This window comes from Ruegeria sp. E8, assembly GCF_056533985.1.
The window spans coordinates 63,933-77,115 of sequence record NZ_JBQFOY010000012.1; the positions used below are offsets into that span (position 1 = coordinate 63,933).

General features: G+C 61.4%; 11 protein-coding genes. 5 read left to right on the top strand and 6 right to left on the bottom strand.

Annotation, left to right across the window (positions count from 1 at the left end; all coding sequences use genetic code 11):
- Positions 1-49 precede the first annotated feature (49 nt).
- The 4 genes from ACR0LF_RS15515 to ACR0LF_RS15530 all read left to right on the top strand — a co-directional run bounded on the left by ACR0LF_RS15515 (position 50) and on the right by ACR0LF_RS15530 (position 5,879).
- Positions 50-949, top strand: coding sequence for a phytanoyl-CoA dioxygenase family protein (locus ACR0LF_RS15515; RefSeq protein ID WP_480580995.1), 900 nt, complete (start codon positions 50-52; stop codon positions 947-949).
- A gap of 94 nt (positions 950-1,043) precedes the next feature.
- Positions 1,044-4,205, top strand: a complete 3,162-nt coding sequence (locus ACR0LF_RS15520; RefSeq protein ID WP_480580997.1) for a valine--tRNA ligase — start codon at positions 1,044-1,046, stop codon at positions 4,203-4,205.
- A gap of 138 nt (positions 4,206-4,343) precedes the next feature.
- Positions 4,344-5,507 carry a benzoate/H(+) symporter BenE family transporter gene (locus tag ACR0LF_RS15525; protein ID WP_480580999.1) on the top strand — a complete coding sequence of 388 codons (1,164 nt, stop codon included), beginning with the start codon at positions 4,344-4,346 and terminating at the stop codon, positions 5,505-5,507.
- A gap of 39 nt (positions 5,508-5,546) precedes the next feature.
- The gene (locus tag ACR0LF_RS15530; RefSeq protein ID WP_480581001.1) at positions 5,547-5,879 is read left to right on the top strand and encodes a DnaJ family domain-containing protein; all 333 of its coding nucleotides are present in this window, start codon (positions 5,547-5,549) and stop codon (positions 5,877-5,879) included.
- Here ACR0LF_RS15530 and ACR0LF_RS15535 read toward each other — a convergent pair.
- The 3 genes from ACR0LF_RS15535 to ACR0LF_RS15545 all read right to left on the bottom strand — a co-directional run bounded on the left by ACR0LF_RS15535 (position 5,876) and on the right by ACR0LF_RS15545 (position 8,166).
- Positions 5,876-6,250, bottom strand: coding sequence for a VOC family protein (locus ACR0LF_RS15535; RefSeq protein ID WP_480581002.1), 375 nt, complete (start codon positions 6,248-6,250; stop codon positions 5,876-5,878). The two genes, ACR0LF_RS15530 and ACR0LF_RS15535, sit on opposite strands and share 4 nt — an antisense overlap.
- Positions 6,247-7,029, bottom strand: a complete 783-nt coding sequence (locus ACR0LF_RS15540; RefSeq protein WP_480581004.1) for a crotonase/enoyl-CoA hydratase family protein — start codon at positions 7,027-7,029, stop codon at positions 6,247-6,249. Before ACR0LF_RS15540 ends, ACR0LF_RS15535 begins: the two co-directional genes overlap by 4 nt.
- A gap of 66 nt (positions 7,030-7,095) precedes the next feature.
- Entirely contained in the window at positions 7,096-8,166 is a 1,071-nt protein-coding gene (locus tag ACR0LF_RS15545) for an SMP-30/gluconolactonase/LRE family protein (protein WP_480581006.1), read from the bottom strand.
- An 88-nt stretch (positions 8,167-8,254) separates the two neighbouring features.
- Here ACR0LF_RS15545 and ACR0LF_RS15550 point away from each other — a divergent pair, with 88 nt between their 5' ends.
- Entirely contained in the window at positions 8,255-9,370 is a 1,116-nt protein-coding gene (locus ACR0LF_RS15550) for a pyridoxal phosphate-dependent aminotransferase (protein WP_480581008.1), read from the top strand.
- Between the two features lie 127 nt (positions 9,371-9,497).
- Here the strand turns inward: ACR0LF_RS15550 and ACR0LF_RS15555 are convergent, their stop codons facing one another.
- Genes ACR0LF_RS15555 through edd form a run of 3 tightly spaced genes read right to left on the bottom strand, consistent with a single transcriptional unit; the run spans position 9,498 to position 13,181 of the window.
- On the bottom strand, positions 9,498-10,688 hold the full coding sequence (locus ACR0LF_RS15555) for a pyridoxal-phosphate-dependent aminotransferase family protein (RefSeq protein ID WP_480581010.1): 1,191 nt from the start codon (positions 10,686-10,688) through the stop codon (positions 9,498-9,500).
- 51 nt (positions 10,689-10,739) lie between these two features.
- A complete protein-coding gene (locus ACR0LF_RS15560) occupies positions 10,740-11,372 on the bottom strand; it encodes a bifunctional 4-hydroxy-2-oxoglutarate aldolase/2-dehydro-3-deoxy-phosphogluconate aldolase (protein ID WP_480581012.1) in 633 nt (210 codons plus the stop codon).
- Positions 11,373-11,375: 3 nt separating this feature from the next.
- Positions 11,376-13,181 (bottom strand): phosphogluconate dehydratase, encoded by a 1,806-nt coding sequence (gene edd, locus ACR0LF_RS15565; RefSeq protein ID WP_480581014.1) that lies wholly within the window; start codon positions 13,179-13,181, stop codon positions 11,376-11,378.
- Between the last annotated feature and the right edge of the window lie 2 nt (positions 13,182-13,183).

Genomic DNA, 13,183 nt, shown 5'->3' on the forward strand with positions numbered 1-13,183 from the left:
GAACAGGGTCCGTAGGCTGGTTTTGGACACAACCTTTTGGAGGTCATTTATGCCCGAACCCATTCCCCTGACTCAGGGCCGTCTGGATGCCCTATCGGTCGAAGCCTACTGGCAGGATGGGTTTGCTTTTCCTATCCCGGTCTTTTCATCGGAAGAAACAGCCCAATTCCGCGCCGAGCTGGAGCAGATCGAGGACACCTGGCGCGAGGCTGACCTGCCGCTGCCGCTGACCATGTACAAGCGCCTGAACGCCCATGTGGTGATGCCGCTGGTGGCACGCATCGCGCTGGACCCAAGGGTTCTGGACGTCGTCGAAGGCGTTCTGGGGCCGGATTTGCTGTTGTGGTCTGCCGAACTGTTCATCAAAGAGCCGCGCACAAAGCAGGTGGTCGGGATGCATCAGGACCTGACCTATTGGGGCATGGGCGAAACGCCTGACCAGATGACCGCATGGATCGCATTGTCCCCCGCCACGGTTGCCAGCGGCTGCATGGATTTTGTCAAAGGCAGTCACAAAAACCCGATCCTGCCGCATAACGACACATTTTCGGACAACAACCTGCTGTCGCGGGGGCAGGAGGTTGCCGTCGATGTGGCGGACGACGACAAGACTCATATCGAATTGCAACCGGGCCAGATGTCTCTGCACCATGGTCTGACAATCCATGGCTCGGGGCCCAATACCTCGGATGATCGACGGATCGGTCTGGCGATCCGCTATCTGAACCCGAACGCACAGCAAAAGGTGGCGGACCGCGACTATGCCGTTTTGGCGCGTGGCGAAGATCGGGTTGGGAATTTCATCCACATCGATACGCCGACAGAGCTGTTTTCGGCACAGGCGTTGGAGCTGCACGCCCGTATCCGGGAAGATCAGGCCAAGGCAATGGCGCATGGGGCCGCACAAAGCACCCGCCTGTACGAAGCAGCGGTGTCCAACACGACGTGAAACCGGAGTTTGTCACCGTGCAGACCCTTCCCCTTTTGCCATCCATTCGCTATTGCAAGCGCTGACCCGAATTTGTTGACGCAGGACGCATCCCATGGCGATGGAAAAGACATTCAACGCGGCCGAGGCCGAGGCCCGCATTTATGAGGCCTGGGAACAGGCCGGAGCCTTCAAGGCAGGCGCGAACAAATCGCGCGACGAAAGCTTTACCATCATGATCCCGCCGCCCAACGTGACGGGTGCGCTGCATGTGGGTCATGCGTTCAACAACACCTTGCAGGACATCCTGATCCGCTGGCACCGCATGCGCGGCTTTGACACGCTGTGGCAGCCCGGGCAGGACCACGCGGGCATCGCGACGCAGATGCAGGTCGAGAAAATGCTGGCTGCGACGCAGCAGCCGGGTCGTCGGGAATTGGGCCGCGAGAAATTCCTCGAGAAAGTCTGGGAATGGAAGGGCGAATACGGCGGCACGATCATTGAACAGCTGAAGCGTCTGGGGTCCTCCTGCGATTGGTCGCGCAACGCTTTCACCATGGCGGGTGCGGCAGGTGATCCGCGCACGGGGCATGAGAATTCTGCGAATTTCCATGACGCGGTAATCAAGGTCTTCGTCGATATGTACGAAAAGGGCCTGATCTATCGCGGCAAGCGGCTGGTCAACTGGGACCCGCATTTCGAAACTGCGATCTCGGACCTTGAGGTCGAGAATATCGAAGTCGCGGGCCACATGTGGCACTTCAAGTACCCCTTGGCCGGCGGTGAGACATATGAGTATTTGGAAAAAGATGAAGATGGGAATGTGATCTTCCGCGAGGAACGCGATTACATTTCGATCGCCACGACCCGCCCCGAAACCATGCTGGGTGACGGTGCAGTTGCGGTTCATCCGTCGGATGAGCGCTATGCGCCAATCGTCGGGAAACTCTGCGAAATCCCGGTAGGGCCGAAAGAACATCGCCGCCAGATTCCGATCATTACCGATGACTACCCCGATCCCGAATTCGGCTCGGGCGCGGTGAAGATAACCGGCGCGCATGACTTCAACGACAACATGGTCGCCAAGCGCGGCGGCATTCCGATGTACCGCCTGATGGACACCAAGGGCGCGATGCGGGCCGATGGCGCGCCCTACGCAGAAGAAGCGAACAAGGCACAGGAATACGCGCGTGGGCGTGAGTTCACCGAGAACGAGATTGACGCGATCAACCTGATCCCCGATCACCTGCGGGGCCTCGACCGGTTCGAGGCACGGGCGAAGGTGGTTGAAGAGATCACTGCTGACGGTCTGGCCGTCATGACCCGCGCGGATGACCCGCGTTTGGGATCGACCGCTTTGAAGCCCGAACACGAAGGTGCCGACAAGCTGGTCCCGTTGGTCGAGAGCAAACCGATCATGCAGCCGTTCGGCGACCGCTCGAAAGTGGTGATCGAGCCGATGTTCACCGACCAGTGGTTCGTCGACGCCGCCAAAGTCGTCGGCCCTGCGCTGGATGCGGTCAAGGACGGCACCGTTAAGATCATCCCCGAGTCGGGCGAGAAGACCTATTACCATTGGCTGGAGAATATCGAGCCCTGGTGCATCTCGCGCCAGCTGTGGTGGGGGCATCAGATTCCGGTTTGGTATGGCCTCGACCTGTCCGCCGACGACTTCATCGACGACGAGAATGACGGCGACCTTGATCTGGTCGAGATGGGCCGTTTGCTGAACGAAGGCGGCATGCTGCACCGTGGCAATGTCATGGAGTGCGCAGCGAGCCTTGAGGCCGTTACCGAGAAATTCCTCGACGACAACGCAAACATTCCCAGCCCGCTGAGCCACGCGACAGTCATCGAAGTCGCCGACAAGCAGGAAGCGATCCATCAATTCGCCGAAAGCCTTGCTCAGTACGCAATCGAACAGGACCCGACCAAGCTGGTCTATCCGGTCTGGCGCGACCCCGACGTCCTCGACACATGGTTCTCCTCCGGCCTCTGGCCTATCGGCACGCTGGGCTGGCCCGAGCAGACCGAGGAGCTGGAGCGCTACTTCCCCACGGACGTTCTGATCACCGGCTTCGACATCCTGTTCTTCTGGGTCGCCCGGATGATGATGATGCAACTGGCCGTGGTCGATCAGATCCCGTTCCACACCGTCTACCTGCACCAGCTCGTCCGCGATGAGAAGGGCAAGAAGATGTCCAAGACCACCGGCAACGTCATTGATCCGCTTGAGATCGTTGACGAATTCGGTGCTGACGCGCTGCGGTTCACCAACGCCTCGATGGCGGCGATTGGTGGCGTGCTGAAACTGTCCCGCGAGCGCATCACCGGCTATCGCAACTTCGGCACCAAGCTGTGGAACGCCGTCCGCTTTGCCGAGATGAACGAGGTCTTCACCGACGCCGTCCCGCAACTGGACGTGGCCGACCTGAAACCCAAAGCCGCCGTGAACCGCTGGATCATCGGCGAAACCGCCCGCGTGCGGGAAGAGGTCGACGCGGCGCTGGAAAGCTATCGTTTCAACGACGCGGCCAACGGGCTCTATGCATTCGTCTGGGGCAAAGTCTGCGACTGGTATGTGGAACTGTCCAAACCCCTACTGCAAGGCGACAACGCCGAGGCGCAGGCCGAGACCCGCGCCACTATGCGCTGGGTACTGGATCAGTGCATGGTCCTGCTGCACCCAATAATGCCCTTCATCACCGAAGAGCTCTGGGGCCTGACAGGCAACCGCGCGAAAATGGTCGTCCACGCCGACTGGCCGACCTACGCCGCTGCTGACCTGATCGACGCGGATGCGGATCGTGAGATGAACTGGGTGATTTCGGTGATCGAAAACACTCGCTCTGCCCGTGCGCAGATGCGGGTTCCGGCTGGCCTCTACGTGCCGATGCTGGTGACCGAGATCGATGCCAACGGCCAAGCCGCCTGGGACCGCAACGAGGCGCTGATCAAACGACTGGCGCGGATCGATAGCCTGACATCGGCGGATGAGCTGCCCAAAGGCACCATCTCGATTGCCGCCCCCGGCGCGTCCTTCGGCCTGCCGCTGGCGGATATCATCGACATAGGCGCAGAAAAGGAACGGCTGGAGAAAGCCAAAGGCAAACTGGCCAAAGAGCTGGGAGGCCTGCGCGGACGCCTGAACAACCCGAAATTTGTGGCCTCGGCCCCGGAAGAGGTTGTGGAAGAGGCCAAAGCCAACCTCGCCGCCCGCGAAGAAGAAGAGGCGAAACTGAACGAGGCGTTGGCCCGTCTGGCCGAAATCGCCTGATCTTCATCTTTTTCCAAATACTCAAATCCCGAACCCCGCCGCACACGCAACGGCGGGGTTTTCTTTTGCACGTTAGGACCTTGCCCGCCCCTGCCCCGGCTTGTTAGCAATCGGCAAAAGCAATCTTCCGAGGTCGGCATGACGCGCACAGCCCCACCGCTCCAGACAGTTTCGACCGGTCTGGTCGTCGCCATCGTCGGCTTCTTCAGTTCCTTCCCGATCGTCTTGCAGGGGTTGGCGGCGATGGGCGCTTCCCCGGCCCAGGCGGCGTCCGGTCTGATGATGGCGGCCATTGCCATGGGCCTGACCGCCATTGTGCTGAGCCTGTGGTACCACCAGCCGATCAGCGTGGCCTGGTCCACGCCCGGGGCGGCTTTGCTGGCCGTTTCCGCAACACCTGCGCTTGGGTTCGCTGAGGCGACGGGCGCGTTCCTCTGCGCGGGAGCACTGACCGTGCTGGCCGGGCTCTGGCGACCATTGGGACGGTTGGCTGCGGCGATACCCACAACGTTGGCGCAAGCCATGTTGGGGGGCGTTTTGCTGCCGCTCTGCATCCTGCCGTTCAAAGCCGCAGTCGAGCTGCCATGGCAAGCCCTTCCAGTGATCCTGACATGGTTCATCGCAGGCCGGATCAATCGTCTGTTCGCCGTACCAGCGGCGGTTGTCGCGGCGGCCGTCGTCGTGGTGTTGAATGCCGGGGATGCGTCCTTGGCGCCGGTGCAGTGGGTCGCGGCACCGGTCTGGATCACGCCCAGCTTCTCTGTGGCCTCAATCATCGGGATCGCCGTTCCGCTGTTCATCGTGACCATGGCAACCCAGAACATCCCCGGCATCGCGGTGATGCGCAGCTTTGGCTATACGCCCCAAACGGGCAACCTGTTCTCGTCCGTAGGCGTCTCCAGCATCCTGTCCTCTCCGTTCGGCGCACCCGCCACCTGTCTGGCTGCAATCACCGCTGCGATGTGTTCGAACGAGGACAGCCATCCGGACACTTCACAGCGCTATTGGTCCGCCGTGATGGGCGGCGTGTTCTATTGCCTGTTCGGCGTGTTCGCGGTGGCAATCACCGGGTTCGCCATTCATGCTGATCCGCTGCTGATGGGTACGCTGACTGGCATTGCCTTGATCGGGGTGATGGCCAATGCCACCTCAGCCGCGCTCGAGGTTCCTGCCGAGCGCGAAGCGGCCATCCTGACCTTTGCCATCACAGCCTCGGGCATCACTGCGTTTGGACTGGGTGCTGCGGTCTGGGGTCTGCTAACTGGCGGAATTGCATATCTGGTGACACAGCGCGTCAGATAGCCGGTTTCATCCCCATTTCGAACCACGTATGATGAACGCATGTTCGGAGCGTTAGGAAAACTGGTCGAACGCCAGATCAAGAAAGCTCAGGCCGAGGGTCAATTGCAGGGTTTGGAGGGCGAAGGCCAACCGCTGCCCGACCGATCCTCGGAAGCGATGAGTGACCCAGCCATCGCCGCCGGTCATCGCATCATGGCACAGGCTGGCGTTTTGCCAGAAGAATTCGACATCAAGAAACAGCTCGATTCAGCGCGCCAGAACTATTCAGCCCTGACTGACCCGGCCGAGCGCAAGGCCGCAATGACCCGCATCGCCGACCTGGAGATGCGCTACAACATGGCCCGCGATGCAAGACGGGCCTTTATGCGTTAATCGTGGTGCAAGAAAGCGCGGCTCGAAACTGAAACAGAGTTTTTTGATGGGTCTTTTGTGTTAGCAAACTGATACCCGTCTGCTTGATGCACCGGCCCGAATTCCAAGCCGCGTCGCGCGGCTTGAGTGCAGAATTCTGCTACATCCGGCACATCGAAAACCAGTTTCACAGCCACCTGCCCCTCTCGAGCGCCCTTGGCTGCAGAGTGCAGCAGAAGATGTACGCCACCAGATTTTGGAACCAGTTCCACGATCCGATCACCCGGATTTCGCAAGACAGCGTAGCCAAAATGCGTTTCATAGAACGCCGCCATCTCGTCCATGCGCTTGGTGTACAACACCAGACGTGTAATTGCAGGAAAGGCGGTCATTTGAACTCGGGCTTCCGGCCCTGCATCTGTGCCATCACGACCTCCATTTGATCCGGCTTGCCGATCAGTTCCACTTGTTCGGCAGATTCCGCCATCAGAACCTCGGCGCGAGCTTGAGATTCAGCGACTTCGATCAGGCGCTTGGCAGCGCGTATGGCCGAGGGGCTTTGACCAGCGATGTTTTCGGCAATGGCCAGCGCCTCGGTCAGTGGATCATCCGATAGCTGCGTGACAAGGCCCCATTCCGCAGCCTGCGGGGCACCGATCGGTCGGGCCGTATAAGTCAGCAGGCGCAGTACATCCGAACGGACCAGCCGGGGAAGCAGGACCATGCCGCCCATGTCCGGGATGATGCCCCATTTCATCTCCATCACGGCCAGTTTCGCCTCGGGGTGCGCAATGCGAACATCCGCGCCCAGCGCGATTTGCAGACCGCCGCCATAGGCCACACCCTGAATGGCGCAGATCACCGGGACAGGGACACGACGCCAGATCAGCGCCAGTTCCTGCATCTCGTTGGCGTCTTCATGGCTGCGGGCCATCAGCCATTCGGTTGGATCGATATGGGCCATCTTGGCAAAGCTTGCCATGTCGAGCCCGGCGCAAAAGCTTTTGCCTTCACCCGAAAGGACCACGGCGCGGGCGTTCGAGGCGGCAACCTCCTGCCCGGCGGACAGCAGCGCCTTGATCATCGCGTCATCCAGCGCGTTCATCTTGTCACCACGGGTCAAAGTGACATGGGCTACGTGATCTTGGTAGGTGACGGATACGCGTGACATGGGGGACCTCCCGAAATTCAATTGTGGCAACCATGCCCGGCCCGGCTGTCGAATACCACTGCGACGTCAGGGCAAATCGCTGACAGGCATCCGCCCGAACCAAGGGGAGTCGAGGGTCATGATGTAGAGCTGATCGCCGACGATCTTGCCGCCTGTTGTGATGCCCATGCGGCCCTGCGGGTCCTGCACCGTGCGCAGGATGGTGCCGTTGCCATCGAACTGAACCATCATGCCGCGATGAATCGGTGCCGGGCGCACGGCCGGGCCCAGTCGCCAGATCACCTTGCGCAGGAACGGGTATGGCATCAGCGCCTCGGACGGGACTCGCGGGCTGGCGAAAGCCATCCAGTAGGTGCCATCGCCCTGTGCTTCGATGTTGTCGGGATAGCCGGGCAGGTTTTCCAGCAGGATCTCTTGCTGACCGGCTTTCGGTCCGGTCAGCCACAGCTTATGCACCCGCGCACGACCGGTTTCCGCGATCAGCAGAAAGTCTTCATCCGGTGAAAGGGCAACGCCGTTGGTGTAGACAAATCCTTCGGCAATCTTCTCGGTGGTGCCGTCAGGTGTGTGGCGGGCGACGTAGCCTGTATCGGACTGCTCCCAAATGGTCAGGACCGAGGTCGGCTTGGTCCCGCCCATGGTTTCCGGGTCAAACCGGTCAGAGGAGTTCGAGAAATAGATCGTGCCATCCTGCGCCACGTCCAGTTGGTTGGCATAGATCACCGGGGCGCCGTTGATGTCTGCAACCACAGGTTCCAACGTACCCGGGCCAGTCCAGCGCATCACGCCCCGAAAGCTGTCGGCGATGTAAAGCGCGCCATCAGGTCCGGCCTTGAGGCCCAGAGGACGTCCGCCAAGTTGGTCGACCTCAACAGGTTCAGCCCCGTCGATGCGGTAGAGGGTGCCTGACAGGCTGGTCGTGTAGATTGTGCCGTCGGGCATGACGGCAATGTCTTCCGGGCCGACCTCATCCCCCGGCAAGTGGATCAGCTGGGCCGCGTCCAGCGCCGTGTTTTCTGCAAAATCCCCCGTGAAACCGGCGTCTTCTGGCATCTCGGCAGCGACGGGCGCGACCGGCACGGGCCAGAACAGAAGGTAGGCAAATCCGAAAAGAAGTATGGCCAAGAGAATGCGCATTTGCGCTCCTATATTTCAAATCTTTCCCAGCGCGCCCAAAACGTGGTGCGCGCTTGCTCAATGATCGGGCTTGGGGTTATCTGCGAACATGACCGGACCTCGATACACCCCGCTTGCCCAATCCCTGCCCGCCACCGTGCCCTTTGTGGGCCCCGAAACGCAAGAGCGTCAAAGGGGTGCACCGTTTGTGACGCGTCTGGGTGCGAATGAAAGCGTGTTTGGCCCCTCACCCCGCGCCATTGAGGCGATGGCGCAGGCGGCGCCCGATATCTGGATGTATGGCGACCCCGAGAACCATGATCTGCGCCATGCGCTGGCAGATCATCATGGAGTGGCGCCAGAGAATATCGTTGTGGGTGAAGGGATTGACGGGCTTCTGGGTTATCTGGTGCGTCTGATCGTCGGACCCGGAGATGCCGTTGTCACCTCGGACGGGGCCTATCCGACCTTCAACTATCACGTGGCGGGGTACGGTGGCGAACTTCACAAGGTGCCTTACTCGGGCGATCACGAAGACCCGGCAGCCCTGTTTGCCAAGGCGGCTGAGGTTGATGCCAAGCTGGTGTATCTGGCCAACCCGGACAATCCGATGGGAAGCTGGCATTCCGGCGCGGATATTGTGGCTGCAATGGACGCGCTGCCGGACGGATGCCTGCTGGTTCTGGATGAGGCTTATGTCGAATGCGCACCGGAAGGAACGGCGGCACCGGTCAGCGCTGATGACCCTCGGGTGATCCGGATGCGGACCTTCTCGAAGGTCTATGGCATGGCGGGTGCGCGGGTTGGCTATGCCTTGGGTGCGCCGGAACTGATCGCAGCTTTCAACAAAGTGCGCAATCATTTCGGCATGAACCGCGCAGCGCAGGCCGGGGCTTTGGCGGCTTTACATGATGGCACTTGGCTGGAGCACATTCAGGCACAGATCGCAGAGGCGCGCGAGCGGATAGGTGTGATTGCCCGGGAAAACGGGTTGGGCCCCTTGCCGTCGGCCACCAATTTCGTGGCGATTGATTGCGGACGTGACGAGGTGTTTGCCAAGGCGGTGCTGGATGCGCTGGTCGCGCAAGGGATTTTCGTACGGATGCCGTTTGCAGCGCCGCAGAACAGGTGCATTCGGGTGAGTTGCGGCGAGGCATCCGATCTGGATGCCTTTGCGACCGCTTTGCCCAAGGCGTTGGCGGAGGCGCAGTCTCGGACTGGCTGATCATTGCTCCATTGGGTTCGCAAGCAAAGGGGGGCTGTCTGCCCCCCATCGCGCTGAAGCGCGATTCCCCCCGAGGATATTTGTGGCCAGATGAAGAGGCGGATCAGAGCAGTGCGTCGATGGGGGTTCAGGCGGCGAGCACGGCGGCCGCGGCTTCGAGGGCCCCTTTGCCACGCGGGATATCAAGTGCGGCCATGGCCGTTTCCATTCCGCCCAAAATGGCCATCACCATCTGCCCGTTGACATGGCCCATGTGACCGAGGCGGAAACAGCTGTCATAGTCCTCCATCCCCAACCCGATGCCCAGCGTCAGGCCCAACTGGTTTTCGGTGAATGCGCGCAGCGCTGTTCCGCGGCCATCGGTCAGGCGCAGAGCGGTGACGGCGTGGCTGCGGTAAGCGCGGTCGGCGACATTAAGGTGCAACGCGCCTTCTTCGGCCCATGTCTCGCACGCTGCCCAAATGGCCTTGGCCAAATGTTCGTGGCGGGTCCAGACCTGTTCGATCCCTTCCGAGTGGATCAGGTCCAGCGCGGCGCGTAGACCGTACAAATGGTGTGTGGGCGCGGTGCCGTTGAAATACTGATAGAACAGGTCCGGATTGGCGCGTGGCTGCCAGTCCCAGTATTGCGACACGCGCGGCATGGCGGCGCGCTTGGCCTGCGCCTTTTCGTTGAAGAAAACAAAGCCGACACCTGCCGGTGTCATCAGACCTTTCTGACAGGCAGTAACCGTGACATCGACGCCCCATTCATCCATCTGGAACCGGTCGCAACCCAGTGAGGCGATGCAGTCCGCCATCAACAGCGCGGAGTGGTCCAGATCGTCCAGAAGCTTGCGGAGCGCCGGAATGTCGTTGCGGATCGAACTGGAGGTATCCACATGTACCGCCAGAACGGCTTTGATCTGATGGTTGTCATCGGCGCGCAAAGCGTCTGCGATCCGGTCGAAATCCCAGGCAGAGGAAGTTCCGAAGTCGATCAGTTGCACCTTTGCCCCGACACCCTCGGCCGTGTCTGCCCAACCATGGGTGAACCGACCCGAAGCGGGGGCCAGAACGGTCTCGCCGGGGGCGATGACGTTGGACAGCGCCGCCTCCCACGTGCCATGGCCGTTGGCGATATAGATGGCGACGTCGTGTTGTGTTCCCGCGACCCGACGCAAATCGCGGGTCAGTGCAGGCATCATGTCGATCAGTTCGCCATCATAGATATTGGGCGACGGGCGGTGCATCGCTTGCAAAACCGCGTCCGGCATGACCGAAGGGCCCGGAATGGCCAAATATGCCCGCCCCTGGGAAAGGGAACCTGTCTGTGTCATGGGATCAACCTGTATGAATTGACGCCCACATTACCGAGGGGCCGCGCGGCGTCAATCCGCCAGTTTCGAAGCCTCGCGCGCAAGGGTCTCGATCCCGGCCCAGTCGCCGTTTTCGACCATGTGCTTTGGCGCTACCCAGCTTCCGCCGGCGCATACCACGTTGGGCAAAGACAGGTAGTCGCGGGCATTGGATGGGGATACGCCGCCGGTCGGACAGAAGCTGATTTGCGGCAGCGGCGCTCCGATTGCCTTGAGCGCGGGCGCACCGCCCGAGGCTTCGGCCGGGAAGAATTTCAGCATGTCATAGCCTTTTTCCAGCAACGCCATTGCCTCGCTGGCCGTGGCAGCACCGGGCAGCAGCGGCAGGCCCTCGGCCTCACACGCCGCGATCAGTGTGTCGGTCGCACCCGGAGAGACACCGAATTGCGCGCCCGCTTCTTTGGCGGCGCGGACGTCTTCGGGCGTGATCAGCGTGCCTGCGCCCACGACGCCACCGGGCACCTCGGCCATGGCGCGGATCGCGTCCAGGGCGGCCGGTGTGCGCAAGGTGACTTCCAGTGCGGGCAAGCCACCGGCAACCAGCGCCTCGGCCAAAGGGCGGGCCTGAGCGGCGTCATCGACGACCAATACCGGGACAATGGGCGCAAGCGCGCAGATTTCGCGGGTGCGTTGGGTTTTCGACATCTCTTATGCTCCGAATATGCTGGCGCCTGTGTCGGCAGACCCGACGTTCTGCCGGAACGCGCCGAAGAGGTCGCGCCCGACACCGTGTTGATTGGCGGACAGATCAGCGGTTGCCGGTGCGCGGTCGAGAACGCCGGGGGTGAGGATTTCCAACTCGCCCTTGACCGCATCGACACGCAGCAGGTCGCCATCTTGCAAATAGGCGATGGCTCCGCCGTCCAGTGCCTCGGGGCAGACATGGATGGCGGCGGGCACCTTTCCGGATGCGCCGGACATGCGGCCGTCGGTGACCAGCGCGACTTTCTGCCCCCTGCCTTGCAGGATAGACAGGATCGGAGTCAGCGAGTGCAGTTCGGGCATCCCGTTGGCCTTTGGTCCCTGAAAACGCACAACCACGATGACGTCATCAGTGAACTTTCCGGCCTTGAAGGCGGCTTTGACCTCATCCTGGTCGTGGAACACCCGCACGGGCGCTTCAACGACCTGATGTTCGGGCGCGACGGCTGATACTTTCATGACCCCGGTGCCCAGATTGCCGGTCAGGCGCGACAGGCCGCCGGTGGGCTGGAACGGGTCATTGGCCGGGCGCAGAATCTTTTCGTTCAGGCTGTGACCCGCGCCGTCCTGCCAGATCAACTCGCCTTCGATCAGCTTGGGTTCCTTGGTGTAATTGTGCAGGCCCTGCCCTGCGACGGTGAGCGTGTCGGGATGCAGCAAGCCATCCTCGAGCAGCGTACTGATCGTGTATCCCAGACCGCCAGCGGCATGGTAATGGTTCACGTCGGCCAGACCGTTGGGATAGACCCGCGCGACCAGCGGCACGACGGCAGAGATGTCGGAAAAATCTTCCCAATCCAACACGATACCACCCGCGCGCGCCATGGCGATCAAGTGGATCAGCAAGTTGGTGGACCCACCAGTGGCCATTAGGCCAACGATGCCGTTGACGAAGGCACGTTCGTCCAGAACCTGGCAAACGGGCGTGTAGTTGTTGCCCAAAGCGCTGAGCGACAGGGCGCGGCGGGCGCCTTCTTCGGTCAGAGCATCGCGCAAAGGTGTGTTCGGATTGACGAAGCTGGAACCGGGCAGGTGCAGGCCCATGAACTCCATCAGCATCTGGTTGGTGTTGGCAGTGCCATAGAAGGTGCAGGTGCCGGGGCCGTGATAGGCGGCCATTTCGGCGGCCATCAGTTCCTCGCGGCCCACCTCTCCGGCGGCGAATTTCTGGCGGATTTTGGCCTTTTCGTCGTTCGGCAAGCCGCTGGTCATCGGACCGGCGGGCAGGAAGACCGCAGGCAGGTGACCGAATGCCTGCGCGCCGATGATCAGACCGGGGACAATCTTGTCACAAACCCCAAGAAACACAGCAGCGTCATAGGTGTTGTGGCTGAGCGCCACGCCGGTCGCCAATGCGATCACGTCGCGCGAGAACAGCGACAATTCCATCCCTGCTTCGCCTTGCGTGACACCGTCACACATGGCTGGCACGCCCCCCGCCACCTGCGCGGTTCCACCAGCGGCGCGGATCGCATCGCGGATCAGGGCGGGATAGCGTTCAAACGGCTGATGTGCCGAGAGCATGTCGTTATAGGCGGTGACGATGCCCAGATTGCCCGCAGTGCCGGTGGCCATCGATTGCTGGTCTTCGCCTGCGCCCGCATAGGCATGGGCCTGACCGCTGCAGGACAGGTGCGCACGTGCGGGGCCCTTGGATTTGGCCTGCTCCATCCGTTCCAGATGCGGGCCGCGCAGGTCGGCGCTGCGGTCGATGATGCGTTTGGTGACGTCGGATATGACAGAGTGAACCATGA

What these genes read in the sequence shown, in the direction of transcription:
- ACR0LF_RS15540 (WP_480581004.1), bottom strand. Translation starts at nt 7,029, where the DNA reads ATGTCACGCGTATCCGTCACCTACCAAGATCACGTAGCCCATGTCACT.
- edd (WP_480581014.1), bottom strand. Translation starts at nt 13,181, where the DNA reads ATGGTTCACTCTGTCATATCCGACGTCACCAAACGCATCATCGACCGC.
- ACR0LF_RS15550 (WP_480581008.1), top strand. Translation starts at nt 8,255, where the DNA reads ATGACCGGACCTCGATACACCCCGCTTGCCCAATCCCTGCCCGCCACC.
- ACR0LF_RS15535 (WP_480581002.1), bottom strand. Translation starts at nt 6,250, where the DNA reads ATGACCGCCTTTCCTGCAATTACACGTCTGGTGTTGTACACCAAGCGC.
- ACR0LF_RS15515 (WP_480580995.1), top strand. Translation starts at nt 50, where the DNA reads ATGCCCGAACCCATTCCCCTGACTCAGGGCCGTCTGGATGCCCTATCG.
- ACR0LF_RS15520 (WP_480580997.1), top strand. Translation starts at nt 1,044, where the DNA reads ATGGCGATGGAAAAGACATTCAACGCGGCCGAGGCCGAGGCCCGCATT.
- ACR0LF_RS15560 (WP_480581012.1), bottom strand. Translation starts at nt 11,372, where the DNA reads ATGTCGAAAACCCAACGCACCCGCGAAATCTGCGCGCTTGCGCCCATT.
- ACR0LF_RS15555 (WP_480581010.1), bottom strand. Translation starts at nt 10,688, where the DNA reads ATGACACAGACAGGTTCCCTTTCCCAGGGGCGGGCATATTTGGCCATT.
- ACR0LF_RS15545 (WP_480581006.1), bottom strand. Translation starts at nt 8,166, where the DNA reads ATGCGCATTCTCTTGGCCATACTTCTTTTCGGATTTGCCTACCTTCTG.
- ACR0LF_RS15530 (WP_480581001.1), top strand. Translation starts at nt 5,547, where the DNA reads ATGTTCGGAGCGTTAGGAAAACTGGTCGAACGCCAGATCAAGAAAGCT.
- ACR0LF_RS15525 (WP_480580999.1), top strand. Translation starts at nt 4,344, where the DNA reads ATGACGCGCACAGCCCCACCGCTCCAGACAGTTTCGACCGGTCTGGTC.